We start from the raw sequence: 21061 nt of genomic DNA, 5'->3' as shown, positions 1-21061 counted from the left end.
CCTACCGTCAGTACAGCAAAAAGGAGGTGAACGATCATGGAGAAAACAGCCCGCAACGAAGCAAAGTCTCTTCGCCCTCTTGTTCTCAGTCATGAAAACATTCAGTTCCACGCCGATGCAAGCACAGGTTCTTTCGGAAGCAAGCCAAGCAGCTGTAAGAATTGAATCGGCTGTAATTCCGGAATGAACTACAACGGCCAATAACGGTGAAACGGAGGTGAACGATCATCGAGAAAACAGCCTGCAAGGAAGAGAAGTCTCTTCGTCCGCTCGTTCTCGGTCATGAGAGTATTCAGTTCCATGCTGATGCCAGCACAGATTCTTATGGAAGCAAGCCAAGCGGCAATAAGGGATGGTAATGATTTTCAGATCAACCGGTCTCTGCTGTAGACAAGGAAACGTGCCCCCACGTTTCCCTTTTTTTACCTTTATTGATGAATAAAGTGATTATATCAAAATGTTTCCAATTAATCATGGTAACATTAGTGTAACGTCCTAAACCATATAATGGAATCACAGGATACAAACTGCCATCTGAGAATGCAGCCCTACATAACTTTCATAACGAGGAGAGTCAGTCATGCTGAAACTTCTGCGCGCACTATTCGATCCACAATTACCGGTTCCGCAAAGCGATGCATTTTATCGTCATGTTCTCGATGATTCACAGTCGCTGTTGATCTCTTCACAGCTCTGCTTTCTGCTGAAGGTCCGACACAGGTTAGATGAAACGCCGTTATTCTTCCAAAATGAATTAAAAATTCGATCCATGCGAAACATGATGATCAGCGCCGTTATCGCTAAAGAGATGGAACGGCTTCTCGACCTGTTTGAAAGTCTGGGGATCCATGTGATTCCGTTTAAAGGGCCGCTGTTTGCCGAAAAATACTTCGGATCGCTCAATGCCAGGAGCACTTCCGATCTCGATATACTTGTGAAACCGCAGCAAATGGATGCAGCTGCGACCGCGCTGGGAAGCCTTGGATTTAGTTCCGGCATCCAATACGAACCGGAACACTTTCACAAAGTCTTTCACAAAGTCCTGCCCAAATATAATTTTGACCTGTACGTCGAAGTGCACTGGCACATCCTTAGAAAGGGTACCTCCTCTCTGAATATGGACGCTCTTTGGAAAGATTCTGTTCCTAGGAATCAGGCCAGCTTCGTAAGAGAACTTTCAGACCTTCATATGTTTTTTCTGATCTGTCTCCACGGATGGAACCATGAATTCAACAACTGGAAATATTTCATCGACATCATTCAGATGATACACAGTCTGGATGGCAAGCTTGACTACAAAGATCTGCTTGTTTTTGCCAAATGTCAGAAGACATACCGGCGTATCGTCCACTCGCTGATCATCGTTTACAGGGAATTTCCGCATCTCAACGTGACGCTGCCACTGCCGCTCAGAACCGGCAAACGGACGTGGTGGGACAAAAGCATACTAGGCACAGACAACGACCCGGAGGCAACGTGGCCCACTTTGGTCAGACGGATGAAACAACTGGACGATTACGACACCTGGCAGCAAAAATGGACCTTTTTCAGGCGCGAGATCTTGCCCGATCCGATCACGATGTCGCGCACAATGCACTCATGCGATGAACGATATCCGCGGATGATTCAATATATCCTGTTGTATGCACATCGCTTTAGCGGACTGTTTTCTTCAGATTCTACCCACCTGAAAAAAGGCAGGGCGGAAAGAGAAAAATGACCGGCTCCTCCCACCCATATCGATCAGGGGGTCTGGATTTGCCGACCATCTTGAACTTTTACTTATAAAATTTGTTTTTTTGAAGCTGAGCAGGCCAGTTAACGATTTTGTGGTAGAAATTTGATGAACTGACTGCGAGTTTTCCACCGACTGGCCAGTCCGTATTATAAATGGCTAACCCGCTGTACCATTTATTGGACTTGTAAAAAAAGCTGTGACTGACATTGACATTGGCTCTGGAGAGCACGGCAATATCCGCTTCCGGGCTGCCTGGGTAGTGGATATAACCGTTATTCTGGAATTTACTGTTCGTAATCGCGACCTGTGAATGATCTTCAGCATGCACGGCCTGTCCTGCTATATTATTGAATGTCGAATTCTTAATCACAATATTCTTCGCAGACAAGGCTGCGCCGACACCAAAGCCCGCCGACGGTGTATTGCTCGAAATACCGCTGAATGTACAGCTGTCAATCGTCCATCGCTGACTTGGTGCATTAATTTCAATATCGTCTGAATAATTGTTCAGGAATTTGCTGTGGCTGATTGTCACATCATAGCTCGGATGCTGATTGGAAAGGATCGAGTATCCTGATCCTGTGAAAAGCGAATTGACAACTGTAAAATTGCGCACCGTTGAGGCCATTTGAATGCCCTGAACCGAGCTTATAAATTTGCAGCCGTCTACTTTGATATTGTTGCCCATCGGCCAGATACCGATTTTTGAAATGAATCCGATATTTTTCAATGTTTGATTTCCCCGCAACGAAAAAACATCGTTAATCTTCCGATTGGTCGTTTTAAATGTTGTCTGTGTTCCGCCCGCCCCCACGATCGAAACATATTGCGGTATCTCAATCGGATAGGAAACAAGATAAACGCCCTTATTAAAGTAAACAGTTCCATGGACAGCCGCTGCCGCATTAATCGCCCTGCTGATATTATCCGCATCGTCTGTCTTCCCGTTTCCTTTCACATGAAAATCTTTTGCCAGTATGATTTTTGGAGAAGACTTGGCATCGGCTTGCTTGCTCTCAAACAGGAATCCTCTATGTACATTAACGGCCCACGCGGCAAACAAAAGAGTTATAGTCGTCACAGCAATAAGTATCAGTTTTTTTTTTGATAACACCCTTGACATCAAAATCACCTTTCAAATTGGGATGGGTTGAAGATCAGAGTCCATGGAAGGCCCTGCCCTTTTGCAGAGCCTTTGACGCAGCCGCACACTCGGCTGTAGCACTCCTCCCGCCTTTCCTATGAAAATATCTTTCTAGCAATACTCATGGATTGTATTCTCTTGCGACATATATTGCAATAATTCGACAAGACTGGAGTGCACTTATTCTTTTATTTCATAAAATATCCATATTTCTTCCTTATTTTGTTCACGTTGATTTTTCGGATTGGTAAAATTAGTCCAGCAGAGGAAAAAAATTTTCATATTAATTGGGAAAAAGAATGAGGAAATCTTTGCGTCTGCAATACTCAGACACAATTTGACATGCAGTAAAAAGATGGATTCATGATAGATGTTTCTAACCTTGCTTATTGGATAAACCGGTTACTGGCAGAAGTGATCGGCGCCCCGATACTCTTGTGATAGAATTTTGAGGAATTAACGGTGACCGAACCGCCAACAGGCAGATCGGTATTATAGATTGCCAGTTTGCTGTAATTTGAGTCGGACGCCAGAAAGAAAGAATGATCGATGAAGACCTCTGCTTGCGAGAGTACGGCAATATCCGCTTTAGGACTGCCCGGGTAGTTCCGAAAGCCATTATTTCTGAAGGCACAATTGATAATCGCTACCTGGGAATGATCTTCGGCATGTACGCCCTGGCCGTCAATCCTTTCGAAAGTACACCCTTTAATCACAATATTCTTTGCGGAAATAGCAGCACCGACACCAAAACCAGCATTGGGCGTGTTACTGGAGATGCCGCTGAATGTACAGTTTTCAATCACCCACCCATCGCTTGACGCGTTGATTTCAACGGCATCTCCATAGTTATTGATGAAACGGCAATTAATCACTTTCACATCATAGCTCGGCTGCTGATTGGAAAGGATGCCGTATCCCGATTTTTCAAACAGACAATTGATCACAGTTAGATAATGAACAGTGACAGCGTTCTGAATACCCTGAACACTGCTCATAAATTTACAGCCATCAATCGTGATCCCATCACCTGCGGGCATAATTCCGAGTCTGGAATCAAAACTGACGTTTTCTACAGTCTGGTTGCCGCCGAGCGAAAAAATATGGTCGTTGTTCCGCTTCGCTGCTTTAAAAATCGTCTGATCTTTGCCTGATCCAATGATTGAGACATTACTGGGAATATCGATCGGGCCGGACACCAGATAGGTGCCCTTGCCAAAAAAGACGGTACCGCTTATCGCTGCCGCGGCACTGATAGCCTGCCGGATATGATCCGTATCATCCGTCTTCCCATTCCCGGCTACATGATAAGACTTCGCCTGAATCAAAGCGGGATTCGAATGGATATCCAGAGTCTTTGTCACCGGTTGGTGTCCAGGAAAGGCAGCGTTTCTGTGAAAGCTGAAAATGCTGTAAATTTCCAATCCGCAGATCACGGCCAGAGCCGCAACTAAGAGAACACTGATCCTTACGCTTCGTGACATCCCGTTTACTCCCTTCAGGCCGCTTTGACCATTGTTTTTCTAAATCCTCTTATACTAGACTAGAAGACTAAACCTCATTTATCCAACCCATCCTTTTCTTAAGCTCGTTCAGCAGGATCCCGCCTTTCATGAAATATTCACAGACCATGATGATCATTAAGTAAGAACAGGAACCCACACCAATCTGGACAACGGTCGTGATTATTGACGATCCTAAATACTGGCCGGCCGCTCTCACCAGAAGGTACATCACTGCTCCCGCGAAAAGATAGATCACCGTTCTAGGCAGAATCTTTTTAAAAGGAATGATGTTCTTAATAAAATAGATCTGAACGAGTGTCACTGACAGTTCCGCGGCAAGGGTTCCGATTGAGGCGCCGATAGAACCGAATGACCGGATCAGAAATAAATTAACAGTAAAATTGACAATCGCTCCTGCATAGAGTGAAAGGGTATACTCTTTCATTTTGCCGAGAGGCACCAGATATTGCGAACCGAAAACCCCGCTCCATGCCATCAGAAAAATGGTCGGACTGATCAGAATCAAAACCGTGACACATTTCATAAAACTGTCGCCCATGTACCAGGGCACAAATTCCTTGGCGATTCCGGCCAGTCCGAACGTGATCGGAATCCCGAGCAATGTGGAAAAGTCCAGGGACTTCATGATGTAGTGCTTTGCCCGATTGAACTGGCCGGATGCAAAAGTATGGGTCATTCTCGGCAGCATAACGGTCCCGAGAGAAGTAACAACAGAGAGCGCCATTTTTTGAATTTTATCCGAGTAATCATAGATTCCGACTTCGCTCTTTGTCGATAAGAGCCCGATCATCGTTTTATCCAATACAAAGTAGATTTGGAGTGCCACTTCCGGCAAAAAATAGACCAAGGTCGGCCGGATATGTTTCAGAACTGATCTAAAGGAAAGGTGAACGCGTACAATCAGTTTGCGGACATAGAACCACATGACTAACTGTCCGAGAAAAGTCGACAGGCACATGATCCAGGTATACAGAGCCAGGTCTCCTGCATGTTTAACAAAAATAAAGATAGCAATCAGGCCAACGACCTTGATCAATGTATTTCTTAGAACGATTCCCCCGAACAATTCAAGTCCGCTGAAGAACCAGGTACAGTCAGCCAGCGTCCCAAGAAGCGCGATCGTCTGAATCATGGCAATCTGCCGTTCTGAATGAATGAATAAAAAGACAAGTGCCAGGTATCCCAGAATAGATAAGGCCGAGAGAAAGATCTGCAAACAGTAGATGCCAAAAAAATTCCGGCTCATCTCTTTTTTATCATCCCGGCTCATAGCGATTATCTTATTGCCATATACCCCGATGCCCAGCATCCCGATCAGTGAAAAGTATTGAGCGATCGATGATGTATAAGCAAAAACACCGATTCCTTCCGGGAGCAGAACGCGGGAAACGTAAGGGACCGTAATTAACGGAACCAGCATAACTGTGCATTGATAAAGAACCGTATACATATAATTTCTTCTCACATTCAATCGGCTCACCTCAACACGACCTCTCTTTTGAACTCGCTTGCTTCCAATCTTCCAGCAGCCCGACGCGGTAAATAGGCGATATCGAGATTAGCAATAAAACCGCTTTGCAGCATCGCGATCCAGAAATACAAAGGGATCAACGACAAAGAATCAAACTGCAGCTGGGAATACAGAAGAAGAAAAATCATCATTTTTGAAAAATTCCTGCCTCTGACGTTCATCACCAGATAAAGGAGGAGTATGATGAGAACAATCCCGAGAATACCCATTTCCGACGCCAGTCTGGCAAACATATCATAAGTATGCAGATTATAATCGGTAAGCGCGCCCAGCAATTCCTGTGCCTGATTGACCAGATCGGGAGAAATCTCATGGAAATGGGCGACATAAGCATAATGGTAATTGCCCAGCCCGTAACCGATCAGAGGATGGTCCGCAAAAGACTGAAACCCGATCATTGTGTAGGTCGACCGGATCTGAGTGGAGATGTCGCTGCTCGCCGCCGACGGATGAGTAATCAGATCTGCCATTCTGTAGTAATGATAAGAATGCAGCCCGAAAATATTCTGAACAAAGATTAAATATGAGAGTGTGACGATGGACAAACCGGCCAGCAGCACAGTTAGCGACCGTTTGACAAAAGTTTTGGAATTCGTGGTGAAAAACAGATAAGCCGCCATAAAAACGATAATGTCTATATATAATCGAATTGATAGTGCAAACAGTGAGAGAAAAAAGAATGCGCCAACGATAAATTTATGGGTGCGCGTCAACATGCCTTTCTTTTTCAGGATAATGACGGCAGGCAGCAATAACAGATTCGTGTGAAGGCTGATAAATGAAGGCTCCGAAAAACTGAAATGAATGCGGCTGTTGGTAATAAAGTCCGTTCTTTCGACAAAAAGGTGGATCAATGAAGCGATTGCTCCATTCGCTGTGATATAGATATAAACAAATTGCAGAAAACCAACAAAAACCGCGACACCATAGCCGCGGACAATCCACAGGAAAAGCTTTGTATATTCCGAGGGATTATTCTTGGTTTTCTCGACAAACAGCTTAAAACCCAGATAGCAGATAATTCCGGCAAAAACCGTTTCAGTGGCATTGAGCAGTCCGTCAAAACGGTAATGATTCATGATCACCTGGAATAGCGAGACACAGAGACAGATCAGCATAAAGACAAAAATATAGAATTCAAGCCTTTTATACCTCAGACGAAACAAACCAGGCAGATTGGAAAGAACATAGAGCAGGATGAAAATGACGGATATCGGTTTATAGCCGGTCCCGAACATGAACGGTGAATCATCTAAGCAGAAGAAAAAAGCTGCGGCATAAATAAAAATTTTCATCCGAACCCATCCTTTTCAGTTTGAGAGTCTCTTGCGCTGCAAAACGAGATACTGTTGCACAAACTTCCGGATAACTAAAGTAACAAAAAAGATGTGGACAGACCTTTTCAATAAAAACAACATGAAAATAATTTTCTTTCGCTGTCCGTACAGACTGTAATATTGACCGACCAGTATTCTACTTGCCGCCTCTGCAAATTGTTTCTTGCGTCCCAAATATTTGCTGTAGAAAATAATCTCCCGCGTCATCCGATTGATTACCGGTTTGGAATCCGGAACCTTTTTGCGATTAACGAGCAGTTCCTGAAGATGCCAGATATTGCTGAATAAATATTTTATCGAAACAATAGGCAACGCCTCGGGTTCCTGCTTTTCAATGAACTGGATCATTTCACTGAGCGCCTCACAATGGTCAAGCGATTTAAGCGTAAATGAGGCATGGGCAATGCTCGTCTTTCGCTGGAAATAGTAATAGAGCTTCCGGTCGATGACGGCGACACGGGTGCAGGCATGAAACACTTTATAGGTCGTAAATTCATCTTCAAATAATTTACCTTTCGGAAAACTGAAGGTATCCCAAAGCTCTCTTTTATAAAGCTTGTTCCAGGCATACGTAGTACATCTGTGATTTACAATCCCGCTGACGGCTGCCTGCCTTCCCGAATAAACCGTGACCCTGCCGGTCTCATTATTCTCCTTTTCAGCGACGTCACTGTAGGCTTTCAGAAAACCTGCTTCAGCAATATCGGCGGTGTTTTCGATTAACGTCCGATAGAGCCAGTAATACATATCCCGATCAATAAAGTCATCACTGTCGACAAAACCGATATATTTCCCCGTTGCCGCGCGAACGCCCATATTTCGGGCATCGGACAGCCCGCCGTTCTCCTTATGAATGACCCGGATCCGATCATCCCTTTTCCGGTACAGATCACAGATCCTTCCTGAATGATCGGTGGAGCCGTCATCTACCAAAATGATCTCCAGACTGATAAAAGACTGTGCCAAAACGCTTCTGATGCATCGCTGCAGATAATGCTCGACATTATAAACGGGAACAATAACGCTTATTTCAGGACGCATACACCGGGCCCTCCTTATTAACGCTTAACCGTCGGCTAGAGCCGTCAGCATTTCCCCATATTTCGCAATTGAGTGCTCTTTCTTCAGGTTCTGCTCCAGATAGGCCCGTCCTCTAAAACCGATTTCCTTTCTGGATTCCTGATCGAGGTTGTAGAAATAACGGATTAACCCGGCAACTCCCTCATAGTCCTGCGGCTCGACCACTCTGCCGCAATCGGAATCGGAAATCAGCCGCTCTGCTTCGCTCCCTCTTTCTAGTACACCAAGAACCGGTTTGCCCGCAGCCATCACGCCGTATATCTTGCTCGGAACCGAAACCCCCTTGATCCCTCTCTGGTTAACCACCAGATGGACATCCGCAGCATTGAGCGAATACCTGATAAATTTCTTAGGCTGAAAGGGCAGAAAGGAAACATTGGTCAGTGCCTCCTCATCAACATAGTGCTTCATCTGCGGCTTGACCGCCCCTTCACCAATGAAAACAAAAACGAGATCCTTTATCTTGGAAAAACTGCGGGCCACCTTGATTAAGTTTTCCAGATCATAATAGAGCCCGAGATTTCCCGAATACATGACGATGAACTTCCCCGACAGTCCGTTTTCTTCAAGAAAGCGAGCAATATGAACCTCTGATTTTGGTAGAGGCGCGATATCGCTTTCGTCCGTCCAGTTGTTGATGACTTGATAACGGGGAAGCTTACCGCTCATAAAGCGGTGCTTTAAGGTTTCTGCCATATCATGACCGACCAGAATGATATTGTTTGCATGCCTGCAACTGAAATTGTCAACCACCCTGGCAGCCGTATAGATCAGATGATTCTTCGAATAGCCCACTGCCTCTGCCTGTTCCGGATTAAAATCCTGAATGTTGTAAACGTGTTTGGAACGTTTTAAAAATTTGCCGATTGTTCCGATGACCCCGCCCAATACCGGTGGTGTCGAGATTGTGTAGATGATAGCTACAGATCTTTCCCTCAGCAACGCGATGGTGGCTAGAATAAAATACATCAGAATATATTTTATTCTGCTCAACTTTGAAGCCTTGTTCAGGCCTGGAAGCTTCAGACGGATAATACGGATCTGTTGCAGGGCACCTTCTTCAAATAATCCCCCCGCATATGCAGATGTCGCTGAATTATTTCCCGGCTTCGCTGCAATCACCGTAATTTGAAAATCGTGCTGAAGTGCCAGGCAGAGTTCCGTAAGCAATTGGCCAGTTGACGCTGGATCGGGATAGAAATAATTGATTACAAAAACGATCTTCTTTTTCACTTCAGTCACCTCGGTTGAATGTGGCTATTAATCCGCCAATATAATGATCCAGAGTATAATGACGTAAAAAGTGCTGTCTGCTGTTTATCGAAAAACGACGATATAGATCCCGGTCAGTCATCAGTTGCTTAATCGCCGCCGCCAGGCTTGCCCGGCTGATTTCCTTCAGTGCCACTCCGTTCCCTTCAATCAACTCGGGGATCGCTCCCTGAACAGATGAGATAATCGGCAGGCCGGACGCCATGCCTTCGATGATCGAGATAGGCTGTCCTTCGACCGGATATTTTGTTGGCAGCACCATCACGTCAGCATCGCTAAGCAATTGTTTTTTCTTCGCTCCTGTCACCGTTCCCAGATAAACGATCTTCGAATCATACCCGGCCGCTGTCACTTCGTGCATCATTTTGTCAAACAGCTGCCGATCATATATCTGACCGGCCAACCAGAGTTCAACCTGATCATTTTCGTTTAATAAATCCATTGTAGCCAGGATCAGTTGGGCAAAGCCCTTTGATTCGATCAGGTTGCTCAAGTAGAGAATATGAAATCGAGAATCATGAAGCTTTTGGCTTCTCGCCGATTCGACCTCTTTCGCCGTAAAATACCCGCTATCAATGCCATTAGGGATGATCTCAATGTGGCTGGGCAGGCCCATAAAGTTAAAAGCCAGCTTCCGGCTGAGGACGATACCTGATTCGACGCTGCCCAGCGCATTAACAACAAATTTTTCCATTAAGGGGTTCATTGAGGTCAATACATTTCTCAGATTATTGCCGTGCAGATGGGCAACCACTCTCCCGGCTTTCTTACCGGTCAGGCGAATAAGCAGTGTATCACGCAGCAGACCAAGTCTTGTCTGTGATAGGGACAAATACATGATGTCGACAGGATTTCTCCTGACAATCCTTAGGACATGAAGCATGATACCGATATCCTGAAAGATTTTTGTTAATGAGAAATGCCCACCTTTATTCGTCCGCTTTCTGTTTGTATTGACAACTGTCAATCGGAACGATGTTCGCACATCTTCGGATTCGATTAAGTGTTTAATCGCCAGACTTTCACCATGAATCGGAGGCGGAACAGGACCGATGACCAACAGATGGCGTCTTATCATCTTCTTTCACAGCACCATTCTGCGGTCTTCTACATTCGCCTGATGGCGTTCCAGATCATGATCGACCATCATATGGACCAGAGAAGTAAATCCGACACTTTTCTTCCAGTGCAGTTTGTTCTCCGCTTTGGAGCAATCACCAAGAAGCAGGTCGACTTCTGCCGGGCGCATAAACCGTTCATCCTGTACAACATATTTTTTCCAGTTCAGAGCTACGTAGGAAAATGCAGTTTCCACAAATTCTCTTACCGTATGTGTTTCCCCCGTTGAAATCACATAATCGTCGGCATGATCTTGCTGAAGCATCAGCCACATGGCTTTGACATAATCTCCTGCAAATCCCCAGTCACGCCTAGAATCTAGATTGCCAAGACGGAGTTCGTCTGCTAGCCCGAGTTTGATTCTCGCGACAGTGTCCGTGATTTTCCGGGTAACAAATTCTAACCCGCGCCTAGGTGATTCGTGATTAAACAAAATGCCGGAGCAAGCAAACATATCGAAACTTTCCCGATAATTGACAGTCATCCAATGGCCGTAAAGTTTGGCCGCACTGTATGGGCTTCTTGGGTAGAACGGTGTCGTCTCTTTCTGCGGCACCTCGGCCACTTTCCCGAACATTTCACTAGTTGATGCCTGGTAGAATCGCGCGTCGGGTTTGATCAGACGGATTGCTTCCAGCATGTTCGTCACACCTATACCTGTGATCTCACCTGTCGCAAGTGGCTGCGACCATGATGTCCCGACAAATGACTGTGCCGCCAGATTATAAACCTCATCAGGTTCTGAAATTTGAACGGCCCGGATCAATGACGCCAGATCAGTCAGGTCCCCGTCAATCCAATTCAGCCGCTCCTTAAAGGATTCCACATTGACATAGATTGGCGTGCTTGTCCTTCTTCTCAGCGCAAAAACCTTATAGCCTTTATTTATCAAAAATTCCGATAAATAAGAACCGTCCTGTCCTGTTACCCCAGTTATGAGCGCACGTTTCATGGTTGATCCCTCCCACTCTTATTAATTGCTATCTATCGACAATTTCATTAAGGTTGAGCAAAAATTCCCTATAGGTTCTTTCCAGTCCCTGATCCAGAGAAATAGTTGCCTTCCAGCCCAGGTCGTTTAGTTTCGACACGTCAATCATTTTCCTCGGAGTGCCATCTGGCTTTGAAGTATCAAAGCGAATTTCGCCTGTATAGCCGATTATTTTTTTGATCCGTTCAGCAAGTTCTCTGATCGTCAATTCTTTACCGACACCGATATTCACGATATCCGGACCGTCATAATGATCCATCAGATAAATACAGGCATCCGCAAGATCATCTGAATGCAGAAACTCCCGTTTCGGCCTGCCCGTCCCCCAGACCGTGACGTACGGATCACCGCTCCTTTTCGCATCGTAAAATTTTCTGACAAGAGCCGGCAGCACATGGGACGTCACCTGGTTATAGTTGTCATTCGGACCGTATAAATTAGTCGGCATAACCGATATATAGTTAGTACCGTACTGTTTGTTGTAAGACTCGCACATCTTGATCCCGGTGATTTTTGCCAAAGCATACGCTTCATTCGTCGGCTCCAGTGTTCCATTCAGCAATTCGGATTCCCTGATCGGTTGTTCGGCCATCCTTGGATAAATGCAGGTGCTGCCGAGAAACAGTAGCTTTCGCACACCGGTTTTGTACGACCAGTCGATGACGTTGATCTCGATCATCAGATTCTCTTTGATAAATTCGGCAGGATACTGGCTGTTTGCTAAGATTCCGCCGACCTTCGCGGCTGCCAGAAAAACATAGTCAATATTTTCCGACTGGAAAAACTCGCCGACTTTCTGATAATCGGTCAGGTCAAGCTCATCATGTGTGCGGCAGACCAGATGATGAAATCCTCTGTCCTGAAGGTTTCTGACGATCGCCGATCCAACCAGACCCTTGTGGCCGGCAACGTAAATCCTCGCGTCCTTCTCCATAGCGTCCGCTCCTTCTCTCAATAAGCATTTTTTGATCCGAATAACAGAAAGATCGTTTTGGCAATTAATTTCATATCAGTCGAGAAATTCCGGTGATGGATATAATACAAATCAAGTTCGACCATCTGATCGAAACCGAGACTGCTTCTGCCACCGACCTGCCAAGGGCCCGTGCAGCCTGGCCTGACTAGTAGCCGCTGCCATTCGTAAGCTGAGTAGGCACTTACTTCCCGCGGAATGGGCGGCCGTGGCCCGACAAGGCTCATATCGCCCTTCAGAACATTGAACAACTGCGGAAGCTCATCTACGCTTGTTTTCCTGATAAAACGGCCGATTCGTGTAATCCTCGGGTCTTCCCTAATTTTGAACATAAGCCCATCCGTATCATTCCGGTCAAGAAGTTTTTCCAGCAGATGTTCAGCATCCGGAACCATGGACCGGAATTTAAACATCACAAACTCCTTTCCGTTTTCACCGACACGTGTTTGACTAAATATGACCTTCCCCTTCGGATCATCCAGTTTTATCAGCAAGGAAACGAGCAGAAAAACCGGGGACAGAAGAACAAGTCCGAGAGACGACAGCACAATGTCGGATAGTCTTTTAACAAATAGGTAAAGGTTATGGCGTTCCATTGATTCAATGACCAGTTTCGGACTTTCAATAACTTTTTCATTTTGCAGGCCGCTATCGTTCGCTTCTAATCTGGATAAAGCCATCCCTGTTCCCTCCATAAAGACAAATAATCGAAGCAGCATGGTGATAAGCTTTCAACACTTCACGGCATTAATATGTTCCCATATTTCTTGCTGGCATGCGCGTCATTAAGCACAACGCCCAGAATTCTGGCTCCGGCTTCAGAAAGATTTTCTGCAGCCATCATGGCTATGTCGCTCTCGGTGGTCCTGCTTTTGATTACAAAGAGAACCCCGTCACAGCAATTGGCAATCACCCGGGTATCCGCGACTTCCAGTACCGGTGGTGAATCAAGAATAACAAGATCGTATAAACCAAGTGCCCGTTCGATAATCGCGTTCATTTCCAAAGAACTCAGCAGATCTGCCGGATCCGATACCTCAGGACCGCTTGGAAGAACAGACAGATTATTGACCTCCGTCTTCTGAATCACATTGAAAAGCTCCCTGTTATTCCTCAGAACCGAGCTCAATCCCACATTGTTCGTTTTTTGAAAAACAATGTGCAGCACCGGTCTTCTCATATCTGCATCAATCAACAGCACTTTTTTCCCCTTTTGTGCCATAACTACAGCAAGATTCGCGGCAGTCGTTGATTTGCCTTCTCCGGACCGGGAAGATGTAACTATGATCGACTTAAGAACCCCCTTTTTTTCAAAGGATTCAAGGCTTGTCCTAATCGACCGGTACTGTTCCGCAAACAACGACCTTTTTTTCATTCTAATTATCAGATTAAGCGGCTTTCCGAATTTTTTTCCCCTATTTAGCTTCCGCATGTTCCGCACCTCCATTTACATGATGATGTGACGGAGTAGCAGAAAAAGAATTGATTCTTTCCATCTGTTGCTGACGCCTGCCCATATGAGAGATCACTCCGAGAACAGGCAGCCCAAGTTTTCTTCTGACATCTTTTTGCGTCCTGATGGAATCGTCCAGATAGTCCAGAAGAAAGGCCAGTCCGACAGACAGCATCAGGCCGAGAGCCAGAGCAATGGCTGTGTTCATCTTAAGGTTGGGGGCAACCTTGGCAGAGCTTGAAGCCTGAGTCGCCGGTGAAAGAATGCTGACGTTGTCAACTTTCATCACATTCTTCACCTGCATCCTGAACACTTGTGCCACATTGTTGACAATGCGTACAGATTGTTCAGGACTCCCTGTCTTCGCAGTCAGTGAAAAGACCTGCGAATTCTGTACCGGACTCACCGTCAGCAGTCCCGCAAGCTGCCCGGCGGTCATATTAAGATTGAGATTCTGAATGACCTGGTTCAGCACCGAAGGATCATCAATGATCACACTGTACGTGTTCACAAGTTCCGTGTTAGTCTGTACGGCATTTGTTGTATAGAGAGTCGATTGTCCGCTATTCAGTTGGTTTACAAGGATTTGGGTAGTCGCATTATATTGCGGATTAATGAAATAATGTGTAAACAATGCCCCAACAGCCCCCGAGAGCAGTGTAATTCCAATAATGAGCAGCAGCTTTTTCCTGAGCACGAAAAAGAGTTCTTTTAAATTCAGCGCTTCTTCCATAATGGGCCTCCAGACATAATGATAGGATTTTCAGACTCGGTTCTCTGCTTTCTCAACGCATTTTGCAGATGACGGAAACGACGTACAGCATCCGGATGCTGTTTCTCTATGCCTTACTAGGCTGAAACTCAGGCTATTGATTATTGATATCATACAAAAGGCAGCGTAACATCTTCATTACAGTCAGCAGGAGCGGGGGTTACGCGTCGGATAAGCTGTGATGATAAGGTAAAAAAAAATAGGGCGACTCTTTCATTCTATTAAAGAATGAGAGTCGCCTTTAACGATCACAAAACAGGATTCACGTGATCACTCATCATGCCGTTCCTTGTGAAGGATCCCATAAATTTTTTCTGAATTATCCTGGTTCAATTTCCTCTTGATATACGAACGTATATTCTATATAATTAACATATAGAGAATGTATGTTCGAAAAATGATCTACATGACCAAACAGAATCAGATGTGTTTTTTTGATCTTCAGAACCGATTTTCTAATGAATTTTCCTGTGAGACCCATTTGTTTCAGGTCAAATGGCAGGATGGGTTCACCTGTCCTGTCTGCGGTTGCTACTTTTTTTATCGTGGAAACTTGTCATGCTGGAACAGAGGGCATCTTCAAGTCCATCTCAACACATTCTGTTACCGGTTTGACGGCACTCTGAGGAGGAACTTATTCCATCGCCTACTTCCATCTGTACGACGACACCGACCGTGACTTATTATGAACTAACGGGATAATTAATAAATTTTTTTGTCGATATAATGTTTGATTACACATTTAGTTCATTTTAAATAGGCATATTTACCTGTATAAAATAAACAGTAATCTGTTTGTCACTTCCACTTCAGGAGCAAACAATTCTCATGTAAAGTTGGGAGCGCTTTGTTTCATGCTATGCTTAATAAAAACAAGAAATAATTTAAAATTGAAGTCACAGCTTTGTAACGTTTGTGTAATGGAGTAAAATATAGGATATGGGATAAACAAAGAAGAAAATACTAAAAGAAGCCTGAAAATTCACCAAAAGGAGAGAAAACATTCAGTCGTTGTGTCAAAAATAGTACGTTTGCAGACAAATGTCGAAACTATCTATCTTCTTTATCGTACAAATTAAAGAAATGTTTAACTTTTTCTAAAAAAGAGCTATGGAAAACATTACGTGCACCAGCCGACAAAATCAAACAAAGGCCTGAGAATTCAGGCTTAACTGGCAGAAGAACTGCTTTAAACAGCCGGCTCATGCGCGTAAGCGTTTGAAACTTGTGTTCTACAATTAAGGGGGAGCAAAAATGCACAGAAATTACACGCTGGTAGGAGAACATACCTTTGACATTCAAACCGATTCCGCTAACCTGATGACGATGTACACTGATCATTTCCGCTGCAGCAAACAAGCCCCTAAAGATCCGGTCAATATGACTGTCAGAATACACAGTGGGTATGGCACTTTTAAAAACAAAAGTAATTATAGCACTATTCATAATGAGAGTAAACTTATATTTCGACAAGACGACTATTTAATCGACATCGAAAACGACTACCGGTCTGCCAATCTTTATGTTTATAACACCCGCGCATTGAAAAGAGCCTTTGAGGCACTTTACTGCCTGTTCGTTACGCATTGCGGCTGGGGGATTATGATCCGCGGCAGTTTTGTGGATGGAGGAAGAAAGGTGCGGATTATGTCTGGAAGTCTGGGGAACAGGCTCGCCTCCGAAGGTTTCGGAACCGAGGCTCTGGAGCCGGCCGCACTGATCAAAGTGTCACAGGAAGGTGCAACCGTATTCAGTACCTCGTTCAATAACACCGCTTCAGGAAATGTTCCGCTGGAAAGCATCCTGCTGTTTCATCAGTCATTTCAGGACATGCAGGTCAGGCTGAGCCGGACAAAAGCACTGATCCAGCTGATCGATTATGTGCTTTACTGGCCGAATAACACGGAACAGATGAGGAATGTCATCTCCATGTTGAAACAACTGGTCGCCGTCACGCCGACATATCAGCGCTATTTTAATAATCACCGATCCGTCAGCGAGCTGACATCATGACCAACTTCTACCCGGGAAATACAAAATTTGCAGCAACGGAACCACTGACTGTGCAGCAAAGAACACTGGTGGAAACCATCTTAAACATACCGCAGACGGAGGTTGACCAGCTGATCCTCAAAGCAAAGAAATTGCGGGAAGTGCAGGCAAAATGGTCTATTGCCATTACTTTTCATCATTCAGAGAAGAAGCCGGCTGTTTCTATCCGGCGCATTGATATGGAAGAAAAGACTGGCAGAAAAATGATCCATAATCATTACGGCATTGACCGGGGCAGATCTGGAACCGGCAGAATTGACATCTATTGCTAAAAAGCAGCATTTGGGTGGCGCGGAACCATGTCCCTTAAAAATTACTTTCCTGATCCTCTATGACGATATACATGAATTCTTCTTCATTGTGTGGACCATTTCTAGAAAAATAGACGTAGTACTTATTGCTTGTTACTTTTAGCAATCCGCAATAAACTGATTCATAAAGAATTGAAAATTTCTGCGCCGCCTGTTCAATGCTGTTCGAAACAATCACACTGAAAAACACCGGCGAATGATGGTTTATGGCTTCTCCTTTAGGATGTAAATAAAAAACAAATTTTTTCATGAAAGAGTATACTCCCTTTCTCTTCATTTAAGTGTATCAGGAAGATAAGTCTTCCCTAGTTATTGTGCTGATTCCTGGTACTGAAAATTTTTGACTGTTTGAGACCCTGAGTTTGAAAGATATGGGATCTAAGTCTCCTCTGATCCTAACACTCTAGCCATTACGGAATCGTTTCAATCTGCAAACAGTATGCGATCCGGCAAATGTCCCATTCCCGGATCGCAGCCGAATTCTGCACCTTAACAGAGAGGTAACGAAAATGGAAACACTTTCAATGAATGATTACCAATTACACTACTCTTTCCATCTTTCCGGTCCAAAGCTGCCGACTTTACTCTTTATCCACGGACTGACTATGGATTCCAGTCAGTGGTCGCTTCTGATTCGCTGTCTCGGATCACAGGTCAATACCGTCACCTACGATTCATATGGGTACGGACCGACAAAGGTTCCCTATGTACCTGTAACCGTCGAACGGTTGATCTCGGAAGCACGCGCACTCATAGAACATCTCAGGCTCGATCAGGTCCATATTGTGGGATGTGGAATGGGCGGCAACCTCGGTTTTGAGCTGGCCAGAAGATTTCCGTCGCAAGTGGCTTCTCTGACGATGATGTCTTCAGTATTCTTTATCCAGAAGAATATTTTTGGAAACCGGTTCGGTTTGCTTAATCAATTAATTGACGTCGACCGTGACCTGATGACACAAAAATGGATGACAGACAGCTTCTATACCCTGACTGACAGGAAAGCGGCCCTCTTTGAAGAGGCATTTCAACATATTCCTGCGCGCGTTATCAAGGATAAACTCGCTGTTTTGCAGCAACGCTATGACCCGGTATCCTTTCATTTTATCGATGAACTCGCTAAGATAAGTGTCCCAACCCTGATTCTACACGGAAGTAACGATGTCATCTTACCGGCTCAGCTGGCAGCAATATTTTCTGCTTGTATTCCAAATAGCCGTTGGCAAATCATTCCTGACTCCGCGCAGCAGATCCCACTTGATCAGCCTGAGACCTCCGCGCATCTCCTGCTGAAATTCGTTACAGGTGAAAAAGCACCATTGCCAACATTCCCGATCCATCAGGAGCTGACTGATAAATATCTGAGGATCCTGAAGGCAGGCCTTGAGCGCTCGCTTCCTGACCGGCATCTGCTCAGAATCAATGTGCTTCGCGATGTGACCGTATTATGGAACGACGAGCCTGTTGACGGGAAGTGGAATCAGCGGGGTGCCAAAGAATTACTGCTCTATTTGGTTCTGCACCATGGACGTGCCAGCCGGGATGAACTGATCGCGGCCTTTCTACCGGATCTCCCCAGAGAACGTGCCAGAAACAACCTGCGTGTCCGTATCAATCATCTGAATCAGATCTTCCACAACTTTCACGATCCGGATGTGCATGAGATACTGCTCATAGGTGAAAGCACCGTTGCTCTGAATTCAGAAACTGAAAGTGATATCGATGATTATCTGGCCCGTCTGAAAGCTTTTCCTGAACACGGCTTCACTTTGAAGAAGCAGGCGATCGCTTTTATTGACCTGCTGCGCCAATACGATCCAGCCAATTTCTCTTCTTTTCGGAGCGACTGGATCTTCTCTCTTGCAGAGGAAATTGATTCCATGCTGGGGAATGTGCTGGAGAATCTGGTCCCGAAGCTGAGAGCCAAGAATATGTTTGAGTTGGCACGGGAAGTACTTCAATCCGCAAGATCGGTTGAACCATATGATGGTTTCTGTGATGAGCAGCTGACTGAAATGCAGCATTCCGGTGTATTATGACGTTTGGAGCAACTGAACCGCACAGGTGAGTGGTTGGTTTCTCGTGAAGACTTGGACGGAGCCAAGGGGGGGCTGGTTATCAATGGCGACTTTAATATTTGAAAATTACGAACTTAATTATACTTACTATAGAGCAAAACCGGACAATCCCACTGTACTATTCATACATGATCTCTGCATGGAATCAGCTATGTGGCAGCCTTTGCTGCTGGGGATCGAGAGACAATTCAATATTCTGACCTATGATTTTTACAGCCATGGACAGAGTACCGATGGCGAGGCAGCCTTGTCGCTTGAACTTTTGTTGAAAGAGCTGACTGCTCTGCTCCGTCACTTGCATCTTCATAAGGTTCATGTTGTCGGATGCCGGTACAGCGCCATTGTCGCATTTGAATTGGCGATTCAAGCGCCTGAATCTGTTGCATCGCTGACGCTCATGTCGATGCCGTTCTATGTACAGAGTCACAGTTATGCCCGCGAAGCGGCAACAAACGTTCAGTTGCTCCTTCTCGATCATCAGCTATTTGAAAAAAGGTACATGATGCAAAGCGTGCATCCCGTTTCGATCGCTAAATCGCGTACGATTATTCATGCCCTTCGTTCTGTGGCAGACAGGCATGTTATCTCGGCCATCCGTGAGCTGAACAGTCGTATCCAAACACCGGATTTTAATCTGATCGGCAAACTGAAACGGCTTCGCATCCCGGCCCTGTTCATGCATGGAGAATATGATCCGGTCTACCCCGCAGCTCTGGCCATGATCTTCAGCGGATACGCGCCAAACCACCGATTCGTGCTTGTTCCCGACGCTTCAGCTTTGATTCCGCTTGATCAACCTAAGTTTGCGCTGGCAGCGTTCAAACGGTTTATGGATGACAAGATGTACTCAAATTCCCTTACACCAGACGGTATGAAAATGATCAACGGGTTAAATGCCATTGTTGAGAAAGCCTTAAAATCTCAGGTTGTCATGCATCGAAGTTTGCAGCTATCCGTTCTGAATGGCCATACATCAGTCTACTGGAACGGGCAGGAACTTGCCGGCAAGTGGAATAAGCGGAATGCCCAGGGACTGCTCCTGTTCATTATTCTGAATCACGGAGCTGTAAAACGCGATATGATTATCGATGCCTTCACACCTGATATGGCAGTCAGCCAAGCGAGGAATCACCTGCGTGTGCAGTTGAGCTATCTGAATAACCTGTTCCGGAATCAGCCTGATCCCGCTCTGCATGATCTGTTGATGATCAGCCGTGACTCAGTCGCACTGAATGCCCGTGGAGAAAGCGATATCGGCATATTTATCCGCAATATCGAAAATCTTCAGTGGTCCAAAAAGCCAGCAGATGAACGCAGCCGAATTTTCCTTGCCTATCTGGAGGATTACAGCCCTGAAACGCTGAGCACATTCAATGGAGACTGGTCGCGACAGTTGGAATCAAACCTAAGGAACAAGCTTTCACGGGCCATGGCCCAGATTCTGCTTGATCTGAGAAATGAAAAAGATCATCTCAGAATCCGAAAAGTATTGAAAAAGGGCAAAATCGTTGAACCTTACGAAGGATTCTGCAAGAGTTGGATGGAAGCTCTGAGCGGTGGGAAATAACACGGCAACTGAACATGTTTCAGATGCCCCACTTTTTTCGTCCTGTCCTTTCATAATTCTGCCCTTTGGAAGTTTGTTATACATGCTTCTACAGAGCTTCTGGAAATTCAATAAAGTGTA

Annotated in this window: 20 protein-coding genes; 7 read left to right on the top strand and 13 right to left on the bottom strand. The window is 45.2% G+C overall.

Annotated features, from left to right (window positions below):
• Nucleotides 1-36 precede the first annotated feature (36 nt).
• Nucleotides 37-165: a hypothetical protein gene (locus tag COP04_RS20430; RefSeq protein ID WP_275656856.1), complete on the top strand. Its 129-nt coding sequence runs from the start codon at nucleotides 37-39 to the stop codon at nucleotides 163-165.
• Nucleotides 166-580: 415 nt separating this feature from the next.
• Nucleotides 581-1720, top strand: a complete 1140-nt coding sequence (locus COP04_RS04810) for a nucleotidyltransferase family protein (protein WP_100486948.1) — start codon at nucleotides 581-583, stop codon at nucleotides 1718-1720.
• Between the two features lie 58 nt (nucleotides 1721-1778).
• Here the strand turns inward: COP04_RS04810 and COP04_RS04805 are convergent, their stop codons facing one another.
• The 12 genes from COP04_RS04805 to COP04_RS04750 form a co-directional block, all read right to left on the bottom strand.
• Nucleotides 1779-2861 carry a glycosyl hydrolase family 28-related protein gene (locus tag COP04_RS04805; RefSeq protein ID WP_100486947.1) on the bottom strand — a complete coding sequence of 361 codons (1083 nt, stop codon included), beginning with the start codon at nucleotides 2859-2861 and terminating at the stop codon, nucleotides 1779-1781.
• A gap of 407 nt (nucleotides 2862-3268) precedes the next feature.
• Complete coding sequence (locus tag COP04_RS04800) at nucleotides 3269-4366, bottom strand: right-handed parallel beta-helix repeat-containing protein (RefSeq protein WP_100486946.1); 1098 nt, start codon at nucleotides 4364-4366, stop codon at nucleotides 3269-3271.
• A gap of 67 nt (nucleotides 4367-4433) precedes the next feature.
• Nucleotides 4434-5873 (bottom strand): oligosaccharide flippase family protein, encoded by a 1440-nt coding sequence (locus tag COP04_RS04795; protein WP_239984953.1) that lies wholly within the window; start codon nucleotides 5871-5873, stop codon nucleotides 4434-4436.
• Between the two features lie 11 nt (nucleotides 5874-5884).
• Complete coding sequence (locus COP04_RS04790; protein WP_100486945.1) at nucleotides 5885-7234, bottom strand: O-antigen ligase family protein; 1350 nt, start codon at nucleotides 7232-7234, stop codon at nucleotides 5885-5887.
• 15 nt (nucleotides 7235-7249) lie between these two features.
• Nucleotides 7250-8317 carry a glycosyltransferase family 2 protein gene (locus COP04_RS04785; RefSeq protein WP_100486944.1) on the bottom strand — a complete coding sequence of 356 codons (1068 nt, stop codon included), beginning with the start codon at nucleotides 8315-8317 and terminating at the stop codon, nucleotides 7250-7252.
• A 24-nt stretch (nucleotides 8318-8341) separates the two neighbouring features.
• Complete coding sequence (locus COP04_RS04780; RefSeq protein WP_100486943.1) at nucleotides 8342-9589, bottom strand: glycosyltransferase family 4 protein; 1248 nt, start codon at nucleotides 9587-9589, stop codon at nucleotides 8342-8344.
• 1 nt (nucleotide 9590) lies between these two features.
• Nucleotides 9591-10706: a glycosyltransferase family 4 protein gene (locus tag COP04_RS04775; protein WP_100486942.1), complete on the bottom strand. Its 1116-nt coding sequence runs from the start codon at nucleotides 10704-10706 to the stop codon at nucleotides 9591-9593.
• A gap of 6 nt (nucleotides 10707-10712) precedes the next feature.
• A complete protein-coding gene (gene gmd / locus COP04_RS04770) occupies nucleotides 10713-11699 on the bottom strand; it encodes a GDP-mannose 4,6-dehydratase (protein WP_100486941.1) in 987 nt (328 codons plus the stop codon).
• Between the two features lie 28 nt (nucleotides 11700-11727).
• Nucleotides 11728-12672, bottom strand: a complete 945-nt coding sequence (locus COP04_RS04765; RefSeq protein ID WP_100486940.1) for a GDP-L-fucose synthase family protein — start codon at nucleotides 12670-12672, stop codon at nucleotides 11728-11730.
• A 17-nt stretch (nucleotides 12673-12689) separates the two neighbouring features.
• Nucleotides 12690-13307 carry a sugar transferase gene (locus COP04_RS04760; RefSeq protein WP_275656877.1) on the bottom strand — a complete coding sequence of 206 codons (618 nt, stop codon included), beginning with the start codon at nucleotides 13305-13307 and terminating at the stop codon, nucleotides 12690-12692.
• A gap of 143 nt (nucleotides 13308-13450) precedes the next feature.
• A complete protein-coding gene (locus COP04_RS04755; RefSeq protein WP_100486938.1) occupies nucleotides 13451-14143 on the bottom strand; it encodes a CpsD/CapB family tyrosine-protein kinase in 693 nt (230 codons plus the stop codon).
• Nucleotides 14127-14897 (bottom strand): YveK family protein, encoded by a 771-nt coding sequence (locus COP04_RS04750; protein WP_100486937.1) that lies wholly within the window; start codon nucleotides 14895-14897, stop codon nucleotides 14127-14129. The genes COP04_RS04755 and COP04_RS04750 overlap by 17 nt, the downstream gene beginning before the upstream one ends.
• Before the next feature lie 421 nt (nucleotides 14898-15318).
• On the opposite strand from COP04_RS04750, the gene COP04_RS20700 reads away from it, so the two are divergent.
• The 3 genes from COP04_RS20700 (at nucleotide 15319) to COP04_RS04735 (ending at nucleotide 17260) form a co-directional block, all read left to right on the top strand.
• The gene (locus COP04_RS20700; RefSeq protein ID WP_100486936.1) at nucleotides 15319-15615 is read left to right on the top strand and encodes a transposase; all 297 of its coding nucleotides are present in this window, start codon (nucleotides 15319-15321) and stop codon (nucleotides 15613-15615) included.
• A gap of 575 nt (nucleotides 15616-16190) precedes the next feature.
• Nucleotides 16191-16949: a hypothetical protein gene (locus COP04_RS04740; protein ID WP_100486935.1), complete on the top strand. Its 759-nt coding sequence runs from the start codon at nucleotides 16191-16193 to the stop codon at nucleotides 16947-16949.
• On the top strand, nucleotides 16946-17260 hold the full coding sequence (locus tag COP04_RS04735) for a hypothetical protein (protein ID WP_100486934.1): 315 nt from the start codon (nucleotides 16946-16948) through the stop codon (nucleotides 17258-17260). Before COP04_RS04740 ends, COP04_RS04735 begins: the two co-directional genes overlap by 4 nt.
• A gap of 34 nt (nucleotides 17261-17294) precedes the next feature.
• Here the strand turns inward: COP04_RS04735 and COP04_RS04730 are convergent, their stop codons facing one another.
• Nucleotides 17295-17549: a hypothetical protein gene (locus COP04_RS04730; RefSeq protein ID WP_100486933.1), complete on the bottom strand. Its 255-nt coding sequence runs from the start codon at nucleotides 17547-17549 to the stop codon at nucleotides 17295-17297.
• Between the two features lie 259 nt (nucleotides 17550-17808).
• On the opposite strand from COP04_RS04730, the gene COP04_RS04725 reads away from it, so the two are divergent.
• Both COP04_RS04725 and COP04_RS04720 read left to right on the top strand, forming a co-directional pair.
• Complete coding sequence (locus COP04_RS04725) at nucleotides 17809-19335, top strand: alpha/beta hydrolase (protein ID WP_100486932.1); 1527 nt, start codon at nucleotides 17809-17811, stop codon at nucleotides 19333-19335.
• An 82-nt stretch (nucleotides 19336-19417) separates the two neighbouring features.
• Entirely contained in the window at nucleotides 19418-20941 is a 1524-nt protein-coding gene (locus tag COP04_RS04720) for an alpha/beta fold hydrolase (RefSeq protein WP_100486931.1), read from the top strand.
• Nucleotides 20942-21061 lie beyond the last annotated feature (120 nt).

It is taken from the genome of Sporolactobacillus pectinivorans (assembly GCF_002802965.1).
Classification (GTDB): Bacteria; Bacillota; Bacilli; order Bacillales; family Sporolactobacillaceae; genus Sporolactobacillus; species Sporolactobacillus pectinivorans.
The sequence above is the reverse complement of the archived record's forward strand: the minus strand, read 5'-3'. Positions and strand labels throughout refer to the sequence as shown.